The organism is Colwellia asteriadis, assembly GCF_039523295.1.
Lineage (GTDB): Bacteria > Pseudomonadota > Gammaproteobacteria > Enterobacterales > Alteromonadaceae > Colwellia > Colwellia asteriadis.
The window spans coordinates 41,475-60,587 of record NZ_BAAAFA010000010.1 but is presented as its reverse complement, the minus strand read 5'-3'; the positions used below and the strand labels follow the sequence as shown (position 1 = coordinate 60,587).

Below are 19,113 nucleotides of genomic sequence, written 5' to 3'. Positions count from 1 at the left end.
CGGGAATTAGCTATGCGCTTTCGCTCAGTTATGTCGTTAACGTAGCAGCATAAGCTCTTGCTTTTGCTAAATCTTCAGGGGTATCAACGCCTTCTACCGGAACATGACGATTAGCGACGGCAACATGTATTTTTTCACCTTGATAAAGCACACGTAATTGCTCTAACGCTTCGATTTGCTCTAAGGCACTTGCAGGCCAACTCACATAATCTTTAATAAAAGCAGCGCGGTAAGCATAAATACCAACATGACGTAGATAAAAATCGCCTATCGCTGTGATATTTTTATTAGTATTGGCCGTACTTGTTAAAAAACGCTCGCGATCATAAGGAATAGTCGCACGTGAAAAATATAAAGCGTAACCGTCTTTATCCGTTAACACTTTAACCGCATTAGGGTTAAACGCCTCTTCAACCGTAGTAATATTAATCGCTAGTGTCGACATGCGTGCTACTTGTCCACTTTGCTTTTGGTTCGCTAAATTATTAGCAACCTGAGCAATATTTTCAGGAGGAATAAAAGGCTCATCACCTTGAACATTTACAATGATTTCGTCATCACTAAATTGGTATAACGCCATGACCTCAGCTAAACGCTCAGTACCTGATTGATGGTCAGCTCGGGTTTTACACACTTCACCACCAAAAGCGTTAACAACACCAGCGACTTCGTCGTTATCTGTAGCAACGATGACCTGTCGGGCTCCGCTTTGTTGCGCCTTTTCAACAACCCATTGAATCATCGGCTTACCTTGAATATCAGCCAATACTTTACCGGGTAGTCTTGATGACTCATATCTTGCAGGTATCACCACAACAAAATCAGCATTGTTGGTAATACTGTTTTTGGACTTATCACTCATGGCTTGATTTACTGACATTTATGCACCTTGTTCATTTGAAGTGTTAGCCTGATTGTTATCTTCGTAAGGCACGGTACGTGCTTCACTTTCTAGCAGTACAGGAATCCCTTTATCTATGGTGTAAGCAAGACGGTCAAACTTACAAATAAGCTCTTGGGCAGCTTTATCATAATCAAGTTTGCCTTTACACACAGGACAAGCGAGGATTTCCATTAATTTTGTATCAAAGGCCATGATTTTTCTCTCAAATAGGTTTACGTAAATAATGTACTTAAACGGCTAATTTGGTGATTAACAGTTCGGTTATTTTTTGCTGTTCTATTGCTGAAAAGCGAGTATCGACAGGTAAATACCACCAATGCGCCTGACTAAAACCATAACATTTCACCGCATCTTTTTCCGTCATTAATAGCGGGATATTATCGTTAAAATGGCTAAAATCATCAAGACAAAAAGCATGATGATCGACAAAGCTTTGCGTATTATTCAAGCATAATTGTTGTGCTGATAAAGTATCAAAAAATCGTTGTGGATCACCAATACCAGCAATAGCATTTACTTGAGGGTTGTTTTGTACGAAAGTACTAAGCGTAATGCGTTCACCCGTTTTAATATTACACACAACTTTAGCTGTTAACTGCATAATAGCATTGGGAGTGGTTAATTTTCTTGGCCAAAGTTCTGTATTTGGGCTGCCATTAAAAATAACTAAATCACTTTTATTTAAGCGCCACCTTCCCTCACGTAAAGGACCCGCAGGCAGCAAAAAACCATTACCAAATAACCGTTTAGCATCAACAACTATCAGCTCTAATGCTCGCGCTAAGCGATAATGTTGTAAACCATCATCACTAATAATGACATTACAGCCTTGTTCAATCAGTAGTTGGGCGCTGGCAATTCTATTGCTACCAACGGCAACAGGTACTTGGCAACGTTGATGAATTAATACTGGCTCATCGCCTGCAATATTTGCGCTGGTATCTTCTTTAAGTAAGTAAGGGTAATGTGGCGCATTACCGCCATAGCCGCGCGATATCACGCCAGGTTTAAAACCCAATTGACGTGTTAATTCAACAAGGTAAATAACCATCGGTGTTTTACCATTGCCGCCAATGCCAATATTACCGACAACAATAACAGGTGCCGTTAAGGTAACTGATTTTTTCAAACCAACAGTAAATAATGCGCGTCGTAAAGCACTTATAAAATAAAATAATAAGGTTAACGGCAGTAATAGCGGCACAAGTAACCATTTTGCAGGATGCCCACGAAACCATACTTTTTCAATTAAGCGCATATCAGTTATTTATCATGTGTAAAAAAGGTTTATAAAAGCACATAACCATTATGAGTCGAATTGAAAGTTATGTAATTGTGCGTAAGCGCCATTTTTAGCGAGTAAGCTTTGATGATCGCCCTGCTCAATAATTTCTCCTTGATCCATCACCACAATTTTATCGGCGTTTTCTATGGTGGATAAACGATGTGCAATAACAATAGAAGTACGATTCTTTTGTAATGTTTGTAACGCATCTTGAATATGACGTTCAGACTCGGTATCTAAAGCACTCGTCGCCTCATCTAAAATTAAAAACGGTGCATCACATAATAAAGCGCGAGCAATAGCAACACGCTGTCGTTGTCCGCCTGAAAGTAAGGCACCATTTTCACCAATATTAGTATGAATTCCTTGCTCCATATTTTGTGCAAACTCCATTACATGGGCGCTTTTAGCTGCTGCAATGATATCGCTTTCACTGGCGTCAGGTTTACCGTAAGCAATATTTTTTGCTAAGGTATCGTTAAATAACACCACCTGTTGCGATACATAAGCAAATTGATTACGTAAGTCTTTTAATTTGTACTGATTAATATTAACGCCATCAATTAATATCTCACCGGCACTTGCATCATAAAAGCGCAACAATAAAGCGCTTGCTGTTGATTTACCGCTACCAGAGCGACCAACTAAAGCTAATGTTTCTCCCGGTGCTAAACTTAAATTAACATTATGAAGCGCAAGTTTATCAGCCCCTTCATAAGCAAAATCTACCTGATTGAAATCAAGCTGTCCTTTCGCCCGAACAATTTCTTTGGTGCCATTATCTTGCTCTTTATTTTGGTCAAGTACCGCAAAAATACTGACCGAAGCGGCCATACCTCGTTGGAATTCACTATTCACATTGGTTAACAGCTTCAGTGGTCTAAGCAACATAACCATGTAAGTAATAATACTAACGAATATCCCCGGAGAAATACTCTCTTTTAACGTTTCAGACGTTACGGCATAAAAGACAAATGCCAGCGCAAATGAGGCAATAATTTGAATAATAGGAACGCTAGCAGCCTTAGTTGCTAAAAGCTTCATACGTTGTTGACGATTATGCTTATTAATTTGACTAAAGCGCTCAGATTCACGTTGTTGACCATCAAAAGTAAGCACAACTTTATGACCGTTAAAGGTTTGCTCTGCAGCCGTAGTTACCTCGCCCATAGCACCTTGGATTTTTTTACTGACTTGGCGAAAACGCTTGGAAACCATGACTACAATGACGGCAATAATAGGAGTAATCAGTAAAAATATTACCGATAGTTGCCAGCTTTTATAAAACATTAAACCCAATAAACCAATAACAAAGGCGCTTTGCTGTACAATAGTTAAAATTGATTTACTTACTGAATTAAGCACTTGCTCAGTGTCAAAAGTTAACTTAGAAATAAGTGAGCCGGTCGACTCTTTATCATGAAAGGCAACAGGCATTCTCATAATATGTTCAAATAACTTTTGTCTTAAATCATTAACAACATGATTACCTACCCAACCAAGGCAATAGGTAGCAACAAAATGAAAGCAACCACGAATAATAAACGCAACTACGACGAAAATAGGCGCCCATTTCATAAACTCAGGGTTAGTACCTTTTAAGCCTTCATCAATAAGTGGCTCTAATTTAGATAAAAAATACACATCAATGGCGGCATAGCCAAGCATGCCAATAATTGCCGCAATAAAGCCCAGTTTATAAGGCTTAGCGTAAGTTAATAGTCGTTTAAAATTTTGCCATGTATTCGCAGGAGTGAGAGTTAATGTCTCTGATGGCTCTGATGGCTCTGAAGAAGATTGGGTCATTGATTATAATACTCTTGAGGAACTTGAAGGTAAATTAGTCACTACTATTAATGTTTTTAGCACAGAACGTTACCATATATTTGCGCCATAATTACATTAGCGACTTAAACGACATTAATTGAATTAAGCTTAAATAAAATCAGCTTCGGCTAGGCTAAAGTTAATACTGTTTTTTAATACTGCTTTTTTAGCCTTTTACTATTAAACATCTTGATTTTACCGTGATTTAGCTCGACAACCAACTAATTAATTAGCAAACCAAAAAGGACGTAAATGTTCACGGTAGCTTTGTACGGTAATATCGTCTTTGTAAATAGTTACTATAATTTGTCCTGAAATAGCGGTATTTAATAACGGACTGTTAATATCTTGATATCGTTCAACAACCTCATTAACAGGCATATGCCAGCGATTGAGAAAACCGGCACTCACTAAAGATATTTCAGGTGACAACTGCTGTAAAAATGATTGGCTTGATGAAGTTTTCGAGCCATGATGCGGAGCAACTAATATTTGCGTATTAAGTTTAGGGTATTGTTGCAATAACTGCTTCTCTACCTTATTTGAAATATCTCCGGTCAATAAAACCCGTACTCTCCCATCTGAAATTAAAATGACACAAGAGTTATCATTACTTTGCTTAGTATTATGAATAGAGGCTAGCGGTGATAAAATATCAAAACGCAAGCCTTGCCACGAAAAGCTACTTCCTTGATGACAGGATGCTATTTTTTTCACTGTAGTTGGTTCACGAACAACTGCTTGAGTATGATTATTTTTAGCATCATTAAATTGTTCAGCAATGCCGGCATCATTAGTAACTAATTGTTTAATAGCGACACCTTGAGACAACGATAATAAGCCCCCTGCATGATCATTATCGCTATGACTTAAAATAACCTTATCTAGTACGCTAATATTGGCATATTGCAAATACGGTAATATTACCGCCTCACTCATATTAAAACCGCTTGGATAAGCCGCGCCGGTATCATATAAAATAGCGTGTTGATTGCGCTGTAACAATAGCGATAAGCCTTGGCCGACATCAAACATAATAACTTGCCACGGTTGCTGGTTATGTTGAGCAGCCTCAGCTTTATTTAATAAAGGCGTGAACAAAAAGCGATAACAGACAACACTAACCAGTAAAGTAGCGTAAATAAATAACCTTGGACGACTACCCGTGCGACTAAAAAACATAAACCATAATGCCAAGCCGCCACACAAGATTATAAGTATTTGCTCTGTTAACGAAACATTAATGGTCGAGTAATTAACGTCTGCTAAATAACTAAGCCATTGCCATAAAAAAGCGAGTGAATCTGTACTTAATGAAATCAACCCTTTTGAGAACTGGTAACTTACTGGCTCTACAAAGAATACAGCAAAAAAACTTTCAATTAACATCACCACAACAGAAAGTAAGGTTAACGGTATCGTAAATAAGCTCATCCAAGGAACAGCTAACAGGTTCGCAAATAATGCCACTGTTGATACTTTTTGAAAAAACACAGCTGCAACGGGCAATATCAATAAAGTTAGACTTAATTGAATAACAACTAAACCTTTAACAAAGCGAATGAAGCTATGACCCCCCTGTAAATAATAACGAAATCGCCATAAGGTAAAAAAAATAATTACCACCGCATACACCGATAACCAAAAACTGGCGGTGAATAAACTAAATGGGCTAATCATAACTAAAACAAATAAAGTCATTAGAACCCAGCGTATAAGTGATAATTTGATAAAACATAGCCGGCTCAACCAGTACAAAAGTAACATCACTAAAGCTCGCTGTGTCGGTAATGAAAAACCCGCTAAATAACCATAAAAAAACGCCAATAAAACACTAAAGCCGACTGCTAAATAACGGCTATTACGTTGCTGAAATCCAATGCTATTAGCGCCGAGTGAAAGCAAAGCACGTTGAGGTAATATTCGTATAATAAACATCACCATAAAAAATCCACTACTAGCGACTAAGCCAATGTGTAAGCCTGAAATTGCAATTAAGTGACCTGTGCCTGTTGCTTGCAATAGCTGCCAATGCTCAGGCGTGAGCTCGCTACGTTCACCAAACCCTAGAGCCAACAATAAAGGTGAGAGCTGATGTTCAGGTAAAAGACTTTTATATTGAGTAAATAATTGCTGCCGAAAAGAAGCGTTACCGCTTAACTGATATGCTGCTGGGTTTGTATTGTAGGTCTGACTAACAATTTTCTTGGGTGCTGTGACATAACCTGTTGCCGCAATATTTTGACTTTTCAGCCACATTTGATAATTAAAGCCCCCTAGGTTTGCCAAGCCATGGGCAGGTTTTAGCTTTACCGTCAGCTCAATAACTTGTCCTTGAGCCAAGGGGTTAAACATATTAATTTTTTCATTTGCCAAGCTAAGTCTTGCGATAAAATGTTGTTGTAACGTGGTACCATTAACATTTAACACTTTGACATTCAGTTTACGTGCGGGTGATTTACTTAAGCGTTGTTTGCCAGACTGAGTTAGGTTATTTTTTTGCAGCTCATTTACTTGTGATGGTTGTTGTAAATTCAATATTTCAGCTTGAATCAACATACTTTGCTTATCGTGCATCATGCTCACCAGCTCAGACGGTAATTGATGCTGATAATGCCAAGCGTGTAGTAAAACCCAGCACATTGCAAACAATAAACCAGAGCTTGTACGCAACGGTTTATAATAAAAAAACACTAATGCGAACAAAAGAAGACAAAATAGCTGAAAAAGCGCTGGCACTATTGGTAAAAATAGTGACAATAGTGCACCGATAAAAAATGTAATAAGCCACCAATCCATAGTGCAACTTAATCCTTTGTATTTAAGCTACATAAAGGATAGTAGAATAATCACTATTTCACGACATTGGCGCTTTAAAGGACTTTAGATAATTTATGCCAAAAAAGACTATTAAACGTTTTATGCCTGATCATCAAACCATCAGAGATAATAAGTATTTAAAAGTGTTCGGAGATTTACTGCACAATCCTAATCTTTGGCATTTAAATCGTCACTCGGTAGCAAAAGCTTTTGCGATAGGCTTATTTTTTGCGTTTATACCCGTACCATTTCAAATGGTACTCGCTGCAGGCGGCGCCATAATATTTCATGCAAATTTACCGCTTTCAATTGCTTTAGTGTGGCTAACTAACCCATTAACTATGCCAGTTATTTTTTATGCCTGTTACTTAGTTGGAACATTATTATTAGCCGTACCCGAAAGAAAATTTGCTTTTGAAGCAAATTGGCAGTGGGTTGTTGATAGTTTATCGACTATTGGGCCTGCCTTTTTTGTAGGTTGCTTATTTTTAGCCATTGTTTTTTCTGTGCTTGGCTATTTTGGTATTCAAAGTTTATGGCGTTATAGTGTAATTAAAGCATGGAAAAGCCGCGGTCATAAATAACCTAAACTCGGGATAATAAATTCATCTCGAGCTACTATTTAAATCACCAAGCACCTTGAGTTCATTTGCAATAGATTAGCTTCAGTTCAAAATAGCTATTGTGACGGCGAACGCTCAATGCCAAAGTGTTGGTAGGCTCTATCGGTAGCAATACGCCCTCGCGGCGTTCGCTGTAAAAAGCCTTGCTGAATTAAAAAGGGCTCTAAAACATCTTCAATAGTTTCACGTGCTTCACCAATGGCGGCGGCAACATTATCAAGACCAACAGGGCCGCCCATAAACTTATCAATAATGGCATGTAATAATTTACGGTCCATAATATCAAAACCTTCATTATCGACCTCAAGCATATCAAGCGCGGCAGCAGCAGTTGCTCGATTAACGACTCCTTGAGTTTTTATATCTGCGTAGTCTCGTACTCGCCTTAATAAACGGTTAGCAATACGAGGTGTACCACGAGATCGTCTTGCTACTTCAAAAGCCCCATCATCATCTAAATTTAAATTAAGAAAGTGCGCCGAGCGACTGACAATACTCGTTAAATCTTCCACATTATAAAACTCTAAACGCTGCACTATGCCAAAACGGTCTCGTAAAGGTGAAGTTAACGCCCCTGCTCGTGTGGTCGCGCCAATTAGCGTAAATGGCGGTAGATCTAATTTTATGGAACGTGCTGCTGGCCCTTCACCAATCATAATATCTAATTGGTAATCTTCCATGGCGGGGTAAAGAATTTCTTCAACAACAGGGCTTAATCTATGTATTTCATCAATAAATAAAATGTCGTTTTCTTCAAGATTAGTCAGTAATGCCGCTAAGTCCCCTGCTTTTTCTAATACGGGTCCTGAAGTGGTACGAATATTCACTTCCATTTCATTGGCAACAATATTTGCCAAGGTGGTTTTACCTAAACCTGGGGGCCCAAAAATAAGTAAATGATCGAGTGGCTCGCCTCTATTTTTAGCTGCGGGAATAAAAATTTCCATTTGTGCTTTTACATGAGCTTGACCTGTATAGTCTTGCAACATCTTAGGACGAATAGCGCGATCAACACTTTCATCTTCAATGGTAGCTATGGGCTCTATTAAACGATCAGCTTCTATCATGTAGCTCTATTTTCCTATTATGTTCATTATACTCAGCATCATTTATAGCTGGCACATGGCAATTTTTATAACATCGATTTAAGGGCGTCACGGATAATGTCTTGACTGACCATCCCTTTTTGATAAACAGATTTTACCGCTTTATCTGCTTGTGCCTGTTTATAACCTAGTGATAATAATGCATTAATCGCATCACCTTTTTCATCATTAACAAAGGTATCTTCAAAACCATTTTCACCTGAAAATTGCGCTAACAATTGCTCTGGCATACTATCATCAATAATAGGCTTTTGTACTTGCCAATCTTTTAAGCGGTCTCGCATTTCAATTAATAGACGCTCAGCAGTTTTTTTACCCACTCCTGGTATTTTAACAATAGCACTAACATCATCATGTCTTACGCAACTGACAAACTGATCAGCAGACATCGATGATAATATTGCTAGTGCCAATTTAGGGCCTACGCCATTCACTTTAATAAGTAAGCGAAATAACTTACGCTCAACTTTATTAGCAAAACCATAAAGTAGTTGAGCATCTTCGCGCACCACAAAATGCGTGTAAATTGTCGCTTGTTGCTCAAGTTCAGGTAGTGCATAAATGCTTGTCATTGGCATGGTAACTTCATAACCAACGCCAGCACATTCAATTAAAATTTCAGGGGGCAGCTTCTCAGCTAAAGTACCGCGTAAACGTCCAATCACAACGAAGACCTATTATTATTTCTTTAGTGAAAAAATAATAACACTATATATATATACAGTAAAGACGCTACAATATTTTTAATAAATCATTCTTAAAGTATTAGCGCAGTCGGCCACGTACTGTTTTACTGGCTTGCCCGGATAGTCGCGCAATATTAATATGACTATGACCATGGCACAACGCAACCGCGAGAGCATCGGCAGCATCAGCTTGTGGAGTACCTGGAAGCTTAAGCATATTTTTAACCATATGCTGTACTTGATTTTTATCTGCAGCGCCCGTACCAACAACGGCTTGTTTTATTTGCCGTGCTGAATATTCAGCAATGGGTAAACCGACATTCGTTGCCGCCACAATAGCTACCCCGCGGGCTTGACCTAGTTTTAAGGCTCCCCCAGGGTTCACGCCCATAAAAACCTGCTCAATGGCAAACGTGTCTGGTTGAAACTGTAAGATAATTTCTGAAACGCCAGCAAAAATAGTTTGCAGACGCGAAGCAAGATCTTCTCCCTGACTAAGGGCTTTGATACAACCACTCCCTAAGTAACTAAAACCTCGTTTCTCTTGTTTGATAACGCCGTACCCGGTAAAACGGGAGCCAGGGTCAATCCCTAAAATAATAGTCAATGGCTAACCTTTTATTAAGCGGCATGTTTTAAGTTATAAAAAATGCAGCTAAAACTTAATGTTCTCGCTGCATTATATTGCCATAACTGTCTTAGTGACTAATACAAATTATGATTTATTTCTATTTAAAGAGGAGCGTCGTTTATTCGCTAGGCTCTTCATTTTTTGCTGCTGGGATAACCGCTACACCTAATTCAACTAATTGCTCTGGGTTTGCATTACCTGGTGCATTAGTTAATGGACACGCTGCAGTTGTTGTTTTAGGGAAAGCCATAACATCACGAATTGATGAAGCCCCCGTCATTAACATCACTAAACGGTCTAAACCAAACGCTAAACCTGCGTGTGGCGGCGCACCATATTGTAGTGCTTCAAGTAAGAAACCAAATTTCTCTTGAGCTTCTTCGTCGCTAATACCTAAAATTCTAAAAACTGCTGCTTGCATATCTTGATTATGAATACGTACCGAACCACCACCTAATTCACAACCGTTTAATACCATGTCGTAAGCATCAGATAAAGCGCCAACAGGGTTAGCCTCTAATTCTGCTGCGGTTAAATTAGTAGGTGCTGTAAATGGGTGATGGATAGCATGCATATGACCATCAACCTCTTCAAACATCGGGAAGTCAACAACCCATAATGGTTTCCATTCACCTTGTAATAAATCTAAGTCTTCACCTAACTTCAAACGTAAAGCACCTAATGATTCTGTTACCACATTATAAGTATCAGAGCCAAAGAAAATAATATCCCCTGTTTTGGCGTTAACGCGATCTAATAAAGTGTTAACTGCTTCTTCAGTTAAGAATTTCAAGATAGGTGACTGTAAACCTTCAAGACCAGCATCTCGATCATTTACTTTTAACCAAGGCATACCTTTAGCGCCGTAAATGCCAACAAATTTAGTTAATTCGTCAAGACCTTTACGTGAAAATTTCGATGCTCCATCAGGTACACAAATAACGGCAACACGACCTTTATCGTCATTGGCAGGGCCTGAGAAAACTTTAAAATCAACATCTTTTAAGATGTCGTTAACATCAACAATTTCTAATGGGTTACGTAAGTCTGGTTTATCGCTACCGAAACGTGTCATTGCCTCTGAATAAGGCATACGAGGGAAGTCACCTAAATCAACATCAAGCATGGTTAAAAATAACTCACGGATCATTTTTTCAGTAACTTCCATTACTTGATCGCTGCTCATAAATGAGGTTTCAATATCTATTTGTGTAAATTCAGGCTGTCTATCTGCACGCAAATCTTCATCACGGAAACACTTAACGATTTGATAGTAACGCTCCATGCCAGACATCATTAACAATTGTTTAAACAATTGTGGTGATTGTGGCAATGCAAAAAACTGGCCTTTATGTGTACGACTTGGCACTAAGTAATCACGTGCGCCTTCTGGAGTTGCCGCTGTCAAAATTGGCGTTTCAATGTCTAGAAAGCCTTGTGATTCAAGTGATGAACGAACCGCTGATGTTACCTTTGCGCGAAAACGCAAACGATCCGTCATTTCACTACGGCGTAAGTCTAAATAACGATATTTTAAACGTTGTTCTTCTGAATTTTTCTGATTTGGATCAAGTGGTAATGGTGCCGATTTATTTAAAATGGTTAGCTCTAAACCGAGAACTTCAATACCGCCCGTTTTCATGCCTTTATTGATTTGCCCTTCTGGACGAGCACGTACTTTACCTTTAACTTGCACACAAAATTCATTACGTAAGGTATTGGCTTTTTTAATGACCTCAGGTAAATCAGGATCATAGACAACTTGAACAAGGCCTTCTCGATCGCGTAAATCTAAAAATATAACCGCGCCTAAATCACGACGTTTATTAACCCAACCACATAAAGTAACTTCTTGACCAATGTGAGATTCATTAACCTCACCACAATAAAGACTGCGCATGTATTTTTGCCTTACGTTTGTATCGAAATAATTAACGAACACTAAGGTACAAATAGAGATATTGTACTGCTCGTTATGATAATTTTTCGCATATTATAAAGCAAAGATTGTTAATGTCACCCGTCTATCGTCAATCGACGTTTAAGTTAACTGTCATCGTGTCGTTTAACATATTAGCAAGGTGAGTTTAATTGAACATATAATGATTTTTACCTGCTGCTTTTACTTTATACATTAACGTATCTGCAACTTTGAGTAGCTCATTATCATCAACTCCGTCCTCTGGATAAACAGCAATACCAATACTGCAACCAATATAAGCGCTATCTGTTGATAGAGTAAACTCTGCCTGCATTAACCTCAGAACTTTTTCGGCAACATATGCTGCCTCATTATTACTATGTAGCCCAGTTAACAGTAAAACGAATTCATCGCCGCCAAAGCGTACTATAGTGTCAGACTCTCGCACGCACCCTTTTAAACGAGAGGCTACTTCTTGTAAAAGTTCATCACCAACATCATGGCCATAATTGTCATTAATACTTTTAAAGCCATCTAAATCAATAAATAATACGGCTATTTTTAATTGCTGCCTTTGATGAAAGGCTATCGCTGAATTTAAGCGATCTTTAAGTAGCACTCTATTTGCCAGCCCCGTTAGCTCATCATGAGTGGCCATATGCTTCATTATTTTTTCTAATTGTTCTCGGCGTTTAATTTCTACTTGCAAGCGCCGGTTCCACATAACAATAACCACTAAAACAAATAAAATAATAACACCAACTTGCGCGGCAACCTGCATCACCATTTTTTTGTTTAAGCCCGTATTTATTGATACGCTAAACCAAGCATCGTAAATAGCCTGAGTTTCTCGCTCGCTAATACTCAGTAAGCCTTTATTTATAATACTTTGTAATAAAGGAAGTTGGTTGTTAATACCAAAATGACTTATGTCTAAATTAACCTCTTCTACTACTGAGATCATTAACGGTACTAAATGCTCTTTTTTAAGTAACTGCGTTGCTGATGCCATGGTAGTTACAAACCCTGCCACTATATCTTGCTGCATAGCAACCACAGCTTGTTCTCGATTATCAACTAACTTAAAGTTAATTAACGGGTATTGTTCTCGTAACATCCCTATTAAATAATAGCCTTTAACAATAGCGAGACTCTTACCATAAAAATCTTTTAAGCTTAATTGTTTACCTGTTTTTTGTTGATGAAGAATAACCCAAGGCATTTTCCAATAGCTTTCGCTAAATAATATTTCTTTCTCGCGCTGCTCCGTTGGAGTAATACTGGCAAGCATATCCACCTTATTATCCAATAATGCTTGGTATAATTGTTGCCAAGAGTCATAAGCCACATAGTTAAACTTAATATCAGTGCGCTGACTGATTAGGTTAATAATATCGCGATTAATCCCAACAAAATCACCTCGCTCATTTATTGACTCTACTGGAGATAAGTCTTTAATTAATCCGAAATTAACTGTTTTATAGTTCGCTAAAAATTCTTGTTCTTGTGCGCTTAAGGTCACTTTTTTAGCCTGTCGTTGGTAATAATGCTCACCACCGTTTAACCAGCGTTTTTCCAAAGCGACAAGATTTTTGATATCCAGACCTTTAAACCCATCATTAATAATACGAGCCAATTTCGCATTATTCACATGTATTAATGGCGATAAATCAAGCATAAAATCTGGTTGTTCAATGTGGTAAAACTGTGCTTGTAAGTTATTTTGAATAAGGCGGGTACTTAATATATCTTCAAGCCCAATCATTGCCGATATTTCGTTATCTTCTATCGCTTTAAGTATTTCAGGTACGGTGTTGAAATAACGAATATTGAGTGCTGGATAGAGTTCATTTAATTTATCTTTAAATGAGCTCTGCTGCCATACACCAATCACTTTATTCGGGTAACGCTGAGAAAGCTCCTCTAGCGAACTTACTTCAACACTATTATCTGTAGTAGTATCAAGAAAAGTTTTCGCTATATAAGTTTTCATTTTGCCTTGATAAATAGGCTGAGTAAATAACGTATTGCTGGGCGGAGTAGCTACCTCGGGATAAGCAAGCAGCACATCAACTTTATTTTGCTGAACCAAGTTAACATCATTAGTAATTTCTCTTGCGACAAACTCAACCGCTATGCCGGTATTTTTTGACCATAAACGCCATATATCAATTAATAAGCCTTGAGGTTTTCCTAACGGGCTAAGTGCCATATAAGGTGCATAATTCGGATCAAAAGCAACAAGTAAACTGTTTTTCTTTTTTTCAATCCCCAACCACTTTCGTTCAATCGTTGCTTTTTCTTCTGGGTCTATTTTAGCAAACCCTTCCTCAATAAAGCTCATTAATACTTTGTTATCTTTGGCGACAGCAACAGCGTAATCACCTTGCTGGTAGCGTATTGTTTTATAGGCAGGAAACATCCCCGTTAGTCGATCATGCTCAGGATAAGCATCAGAGAGTTTCTCCATGCCTGTGAATACAAAGATTTCACCTTGTAATGCCGCTTGGTAAACAGCATAACGATTAATATAAGGCCTTAATGGTAACCACGGATAGCTTTTAGCTAGCATCTCAGGCTGTGCTGAGTTTTTCACAACACCAACCGTATATGGTGCTAAGTCATTTATCTTATTAACCTCATGAAGTTTTTTATTGACATAAAAATACATATAAATAGGAAAATGAGGTGTAGAAAATCTTAAATACTGCTTTCGACTATCAACAATAGACAAACCAGCATGAATATCCACTTTGCTCTCGCCAACACTGGTTAAGGTATCACTCCATGGCATTACCACAAACTCTATCTCAACTTGTTGCTTTTTAGCCCATAACCGCCATAAGTCAGGCATGATACCAGCGACCTCTCCTTCACTGTTAACATAATGATAAGGAGCAGAAGTGCGATTAACCGCAATAGTTAACGGCTTTGATAAGTCAAGTTCAGTGCCTGAAAATGGCTCAGTAGCTAGTGCATATGATTGTTTACTTAAACTAAAAAAGCCTAAAGCAACAAAGAGTAACAGCATGATTGCACTTTTTTTACTATTACATTGATAAATTTTTTTCAAAAAAAACCCTATAAATATAGCCTTGCCAGTGAGATCAGTTAAAATAACCATTATTTTCTCTAGGTACTAACACTATGCATCATTCTGACACTGATTTAATTTACTCTAAAGCACACAAACAAGTAAAAGACTTTGCTTTTGATGCGCAAGTAGTGGAAGTTTTTCCAGATATGATTGCCCGCTCAGTACCCGGTTATAACACTATTATCGACACAATAGGTCGACTTAGCCAACAGTTTGTCCAAAAAAATACCAATATTTACGACTTAGGTTGCTCACTCGGTGCTGCCACACTTGCTATGCGTAAGGGGGTTAACGCCGATAATTGTCAAATTATTGGGGTCGATAACTCAGCCGATATGGTGAAGCGCTGTAAAATGCATGTAGATGCGTTTAAAGGAAAAACTCCCGTTACAATTGTTGAAGGTAATATTCAAGATATTGATATTAATAATGCTTCTATGGTGGTTTTAAATTTCACCCTGCAATTTATTGAAAAAGAACAACGCCAAGCGTTACTCAATAAAATATCACAAGGTATGTTACCCGGTGGCTTATTAGTATTATCTGAGAAAATAGCTAAGGGCGATAATAAAATAGATGAGCTACTTATAGATCTTCATCACAAATTCAAACGTGATAATGGTTACAGTGAACTAGAGGTTGCGCAAAAGCGTAGCGCATTAGAAAAAGTGATGCTAACCGATACTATTGAAGTACATACAGAGCGTTTAACAAATGCAGGTTTTAATCATATTTCTCCCTGGTTTCAGTGCTTCAACTTTACCTCGTTTGTTGCAATAAAATAGTGCTCAATTAGCACTACCTCCAATATAACGCTATTCACCAACTAAGGCCTTAATTTAATACTTATGACCCGTTTTAATACTTTTTATCAACAAATAGCCACTAACCGTTTAAGCCACTGGCTAACAAGCTTACCTGCTCAATTAAGCGATTGGCATAATAATAATTTACATGGTGAATATCAACATTGGCAAAAAACCTTAGATGCTTTACCAACAACTAAAAACGGGGCAACTGTTGATTTACAAAGTACAGTAAAAGTAGGTGAATTAGGTGACTTTACCGAGGGCGAATTCAAACGCCTTGAAAACCTAATGAAAAAATTTAAGCCTTGGCGCAAAGGGCCTTACCATATACATGGTTTACATATAGATACTGAGTGGCGAAGCGATTTTAAGTGGGATCGCTTAGCACCACATATTGCTGACTTAACAGGGAAATATGTGCTCGATATTGGCTGTGGTAGTGGTTATCACTTATGGCGTATGCGTGGTGCTGGCGCTGAATTTGTTGTTGGTGTTGATCCTACCCAACTATTTTTAATGCAGTTTAACGCAGTACAACACTTCATTAACGATCCTCAAGTTAACTTACTACCGTTAGGAGTTGAGCAACTTCCTGAGTTAGCCGCATTCGATACGGTTTTTGCAATGGGTGTACTTTATCATCGCCGCTCACCTATTGATTTTTTATACCAACTTAAAGCCCAGCTGGTTAAAGGCGGAGAGTTAGTATTAGAAACATTAATTGTTGATGGGGATGAAAATACCGTATTAGTACCTGGTGAGCGTTATGCTAAAATGCGTAATGTTTGGTTTTTACCCAGTGGAAAGGCAATGTGTGCTTGGCTAGAGCGCTGTGGTTTTTCAAATGTGCGTATGGTAAATATTGACGTAACAGCCCTTGATGAACAGCGTAAAACATCATGGATAGATACAGAGTCGCTCCAAGACTTTCTTGACCCTAATGACAATACTAAAACGATAGAAGGCTACCCTGCTCCTAAGCGTGCTATTTTTATTGCTAATAAATAACGATAACCATAAGAAGCCGTTTAGTTATAACTAATTAAAAGCTAGCGTTGGTATTTATCAAGTATTTTCTGATAAGTACCGTTAGCTTTTATCACTTTTAAGCCTTGGTTGAATTTATCTCTATCCGCTTTATTTTTAAAACCAGCGCCATACTTAACTGGTTTAAATATCTGATGCACAATATAAGATTTCTTATATTTATCACCATGATGCTGCAATAAAAAATACTTAAATATACTTATATCAAGCACTAAAGCATCTGTACGTTTAAAAAACAGCATATCTATTTGCTTCATTTGATCGGCCAACTCACGATAATCTTGTGCTTTATTGACGGCACTAACATAATCAGGACCTAAAAAGTTTTTCGCCATTTGAAAAGCAACAATTCTCTTATTAGCTAAATCACTTACATCATTAATCTCAATATTATCTTCTGCTAATGTAATGACAACATTTTGATAACCAATATAAGGGTCAGATAAATAAACGTCTTCACGCTGATGAGTTGTTGGTAACGTAATTGTCCCGTCAAAGTGCCACTTATTAATACTAGAGAAGCTACGCGCTAAAGGAACATGAATAAAATTAACGCCTTGCTGCTCTGTAGCAAAAGCAGCTCTAATAACATCAAGTTGAATACCTGAGTTTTCATTATCATTAGCAATGACAAAAGGAGGTTTTGATAACCCCGCAGACAAATCTATGCTTCTTTCAACGTGAGTTAGTGCACTAACAGAGCTAGAAAATAATGTGAAACAGCAACTTAAACATAAAAAGGCAACGAATCTGGTTGTAAAAATAGCTATATCTCCTCACTATAAGCTCTCATATAAGCGTATAACATTCAATAAATATACGTTGACTCTGAAATCACTACAAGTTTAAGGTTAAAACTATAGTAACATTAATGAAATCTATGTTGAATAATAGTTATGAAAACACTCTGTGACCACATTTATCAATAAGTAACACAGTGTCAGGTGCTATTAACTTCAAAGCGTCACTGTCTAAGCTCATTTAACGGAAGTAATAACGGATGAAAATTGAAAAATATTGGGTTGCACGACGATTAGAAAAAGTGACGGCGCGCAAAGCAGATCACCGAACCCCATTTCAACGTGATCGTGCCAGAATATTACACTCGGCTTCGTTTAGGCGTTTACAATCAAAAACACAAATAATGGGTAGTCGTGGCAGTGACTTTTTTCGAACTCGCTTAACTCATTCGTTAGAAGCAGCTCAAATAGGCTCTGGTATTACTTCACAGTTACGTTACAAATATCCTGAGCTTTGTCATACTTTACTCCCCGACAGTGATAATTTAATTGAAAGTATTTGTTTAGCTCATGATATAGGTCATCCGCCCTTCGGTCATGGTGGTGAGGTGGCATTAAACTATATGATGCGTAACGACGGAGGCTTTGAAGGAAACGGACAAACCTTAAGGATTGTTGCTCGACTAGAAACTTTTAGTGAAAGTTATGGTATGAACCTAACGAGAAGAACACTACTGGGGTTAATGAAGTACCCGCAAACACTCAGTAAACTGCACTCTCAACTAACCTCTGATGTTCCTGTTAACTTTAGACAACTAAAGTCCGCACTTTGGCACCCGCCTAAAGGGTTATATGACGATGACCAAGATATTATTGATTGGGTACTAGCTCCACTATCTGATGCCGATCGCAGCTTATTTCAACAACAAAGCCAACCATGTAATGAACTCGAACACGCCAAAACGTATTACAAGTCATTAGACTGTTCAATAATGGAGCTTGCTGACGATATCGCTTACGGTATTCACGATTTAGAAGATGCCGTAGTCACTCAAGTGATCAGCCCTAATGATTTTGAACAACATGTAGTAAATAAGTTAGTGCTAATTGATGATATTTGGTTACAAAGCTTCTGTAAGGGACTAACTGAAAAATTATTCAGCCATAAACATCACCTACAAAAAGATGTTATTGGAGATTTAGTCAATTACTTAATTACCGCGATTGAACTAACCGACCTTAACACTAGCCACAACACTACTTTTAATGAACCACTATTACGCTATAATGCGACCTTGCCCGAAACAAGCGCACAGGTATTACAAATATTTAAACGTTTTGTATTTAAGTTTGTGATTAAACAAACATCGATTCAACGCAAAGAGTATCGTGGTCAACAAATAGTGATGGAATTATTTGAAGCACTTTCTTCTGACCCTATAAAATTATTACCTGATAGTACTGCTGCACGTTGGTTACACGCTAAAAACAACCAACAAAATCACCAACGTATTATTACCGACTATATTGCAGGCATGACAGATGATTATGCTATGGGCCTTTATCAATCTCTTTTTCACGCTAATAGCGAGTCGGGTTACCGCCTTAGTTAAACAG

The 19,113-nt window shown here is 37.9% G+C and carries 15 protein-coding genes; 4 read left to right on the top strand and 11 right to left on the bottom strand.

What is annotated here, in order from left to right; translation table 11 throughout:
• Positions 1-28: 28 nt before the first annotated feature.
• From kdsB to ABD005_RS14385, 5 genes are all read right to left on the bottom strand, one after another.
• Positions 29-880 (bottom strand): 3-deoxy-manno-octulosonate cytidylyltransferase, encoded by an 852-nt coding sequence (gene kdsB / locus ABD005_RS14405; protein ID WP_343818289.1) that lies wholly within the window; start codon positions 878-880, stop codon positions 29-31.
• Complete coding sequence (locus ABD005_RS14400; RefSeq protein ID WP_215980372.1) at positions 881-1,096, bottom strand: Trm112 family protein; 216 nt, start codon at positions 1,094-1,096, stop codon at positions 881-883.
• Positions 1,097-1,133: 37 nt separating this feature from the next.
• Positions 1,134-2,162 (bottom strand): tetraacyldisaccharide 4'-kinase, encoded by a 1,029-nt coding sequence (lpxK, locus tag ABD005_RS14395; RefSeq protein WP_343818287.1) that lies wholly within the window; start codon positions 2,160-2,162, stop codon positions 1,134-1,136.
• A 48-nt stretch (positions 2,163-2,210) separates the two neighbouring features.
• Positions 2,211-3,995 carry a lipid A export permease/ATP-binding protein MsbA gene (gene msbA / locus ABD005_RS14390; protein ID WP_343818285.1) on the bottom strand — a complete coding sequence of 595 codons (1,785 nt, stop codon included), beginning with the start codon at positions 3,993-3,995 and terminating at the stop codon, positions 2,211-2,213.
• A 246-nt stretch (positions 3,996-4,241) separates the two neighbouring features.
• The gene (locus ABD005_RS14385) at positions 4,242-6,815 is read right to left on the bottom strand and encodes a DNA internalization-related competence protein ComEC/Rec2 (RefSeq protein WP_343818283.1); all 2,574 of its coding nucleotides are present in this window, start codon (positions 6,813-6,815) and stop codon (positions 4,242-4,244) included.
• Positions 6,816-6,910: 95 nt separating this feature from the next.
• Between ABD005_RS14385 and ABD005_RS14380 the strand changes: the two genes are divergently transcribed.
• The gene (locus ABD005_RS14380) at positions 6,911-7,420 is read left to right on the top strand and encodes a DUF2062 domain-containing protein (RefSeq protein WP_215980376.1); all 510 of its coding nucleotides are present in this window, start codon (positions 6,911-6,913) and stop codon (positions 7,418-7,420) included.
• Positions 7,421-7,515: 95 nt separating this feature from the next.
• On the opposite strand, the gene ruvB is transcribed toward ABD005_RS14380, so the two are convergent.
• The 5 genes from ruvB to ABD005_RS14355 all read right to left on the bottom strand — a co-directional run bounded on the left by ruvB (position 7,516) and on the right by ABD005_RS14355 (position 14,876).
• A complete protein-coding gene (gene ruvB / locus ABD005_RS14375) occupies positions 7,516-8,526 on the bottom strand; it encodes a Holliday junction branch migration DNA helicase RuvB (RefSeq protein WP_215980377.1) in 1,011 nt (336 codons plus the stop codon).
• 65 nt (positions 8,527-8,591) lie between these two features.
• Positions 8,592-9,230, bottom strand: a complete 639-nt coding sequence (ruvA, locus tag ABD005_RS14370; protein ID WP_215980378.1) for a Holliday junction branch migration protein RuvA — start codon at positions 9,228-9,230, stop codon at positions 8,592-8,594.
• Between the two features lie 100 nt (positions 9,231-9,330).
• Positions 9,331-9,858, bottom strand: a complete 528-nt coding sequence (gene ruvC, locus ABD005_RS14365) for a crossover junction endodeoxyribonuclease RuvC (protein ID WP_343818279.1) — start codon at positions 9,856-9,858, stop codon at positions 9,331-9,333.
• Positions 9,859-10,000: 142 nt separating this feature from the next.
• On the bottom strand, positions 10,001-11,782 hold the full coding sequence (gene aspS, locus ABD005_RS14360; protein ID WP_343818277.1) for an aspartate--tRNA ligase: 1,782 nt from the start codon (positions 11,780-11,782) through the stop codon (positions 10,001-10,003).
• Positions 11,783-11,969: 187 nt separating this feature from the next.
• Positions 11,970-14,876, bottom strand: a complete 2,907-nt coding sequence (locus ABD005_RS14355) for a transporter substrate-binding domain-containing protein (RefSeq protein WP_343818275.1) — start codon at positions 14,874-14,876, stop codon at positions 11,970-11,972.
• Between the two features lie 74 nt (positions 14,877-14,950).
• Here ABD005_RS14355 and cmoA point away from each other — a divergent pair, with 74 nt between their 5' ends.
• Together cmoA and cmoB are read left to right on the top strand one after the other, a co-directional pair.
• The gene (gene cmoA / locus ABD005_RS14350) at positions 14,951-15,685 is read left to right on the top strand and encodes a carboxy-S-adenosyl-L-methionine synthase CmoA (RefSeq protein ID WP_343818273.1); all 735 of its coding nucleotides are present in this window, start codon (positions 14,951-14,953) and stop codon (positions 15,683-15,685) included.
• 63 nt (positions 15,686-15,748) lie between these two features.
• Positions 15,749-16,717, top strand: coding sequence for a tRNA 5-methoxyuridine(34)/uridine 5-oxyacetic acid(34) synthase CmoB (gene cmoB / locus ABD005_RS14345; protein WP_343818271.1), 969 nt, complete (start codon positions 15,749-15,751; stop codon positions 16,715-16,717).
• A gap of 41 nt (positions 16,718-16,758) precedes the next feature.
• Here the strand turns inward: cmoB and ABD005_RS14340 are convergent, their stop codons facing one another.
• Positions 16,759-17,418 (bottom strand): substrate-binding periplasmic protein, encoded by a 660-nt coding sequence (locus ABD005_RS14340; RefSeq protein ID WP_215980383.1) that lies wholly within the window; start codon positions 17,416-17,418, stop codon positions 16,759-16,761.
• Positions 17,419-17,756: 338 nt separating this feature from the next.
• On the opposite strand from ABD005_RS14340, the gene ABD005_RS14335 reads away from it, so the two are divergent.
• Positions 17,757-19,109 (top strand): anti-phage deoxyguanosine triphosphatase, encoded by a 1,353-nt coding sequence (locus ABD005_RS14335; protein WP_343818270.1) that lies wholly within the window; start codon positions 17,757-17,759, stop codon positions 19,107-19,109.
• The last annotated feature ends 4 nt before the right edge of the window (positions 19,110-19,113 follow it).

Excerpts from the sequence above, each read along its gene's own strand:
- ABD005_RS14385 (WP_343818283.1), bottom strand. The coding sequence starts at position 6,815 with ATGGATTGGTGGCTTATTACATTTTTTATCGGTGCACTATTGTCACTA.
- lpxK (WP_343818287.1), bottom strand. The coding sequence starts at position 2,162 with ATGCGCTTAATTGAAAAAGTATGGTTTCGTGGGCATCCTGCAAAATGG.
- msbA (WP_343818285.1), bottom strand. The coding sequence starts at position 3,995 with ATGACCCAATCTTCTTCAGAGCCATCAGAGCCATCAGAGACATTAACT.
- kdsB (WP_343818289.1), bottom strand. The coding sequence starts at position 880 with ATGTCAGTAAATCAAGCCATGAGTGATAAGTCCAAAAACAGTATTACC.
- cmoA (WP_343818273.1), top strand. The coding sequence starts at position 14,951 with ATGCATCATTCTGACACTGATTTAATTTACTCTAAAGCACACAAACAA.
- ABD005_RS14335 (WP_343818270.1), top strand. The coding sequence starts at position 17,757 with ATGAAAATTGAAAAATATTGGGTTGCACGACGATTAGAAAAAGTGACG.
- ruvB (WP_215980377.1), bottom strand. The coding sequence starts at position 8,526 with ATGATAGAAGCTGATCGTTTAATAGAGCCCATAGCTACCATTGAAGAT.
- ABD005_RS14380 (WP_215980376.1), top strand. The coding sequence starts at position 6,911 with ATGCCAAAAAAGACTATTAAACGTTTTATGCCTGATCATCAAACCATC.
- ABD005_RS14400 (WP_215980372.1), bottom strand. The coding sequence starts at position 1,096 with ATGGCCTTTGATACAAAATTAATGGAAATCCTCGCTTGTCCTGTGTGT.
- aspS (WP_343818277.1), bottom strand. The coding sequence starts at position 11,782 with ATGCGCAGTCTTTATTGTGGTGAGGTTAATGAATCTCACATTGGTCAA.
- cmoB (WP_343818271.1), top strand. The coding sequence starts at position 15,749 with ATGACCCGTTTTAATACTTTTTATCAACAAATAGCCACTAACCGTTTA.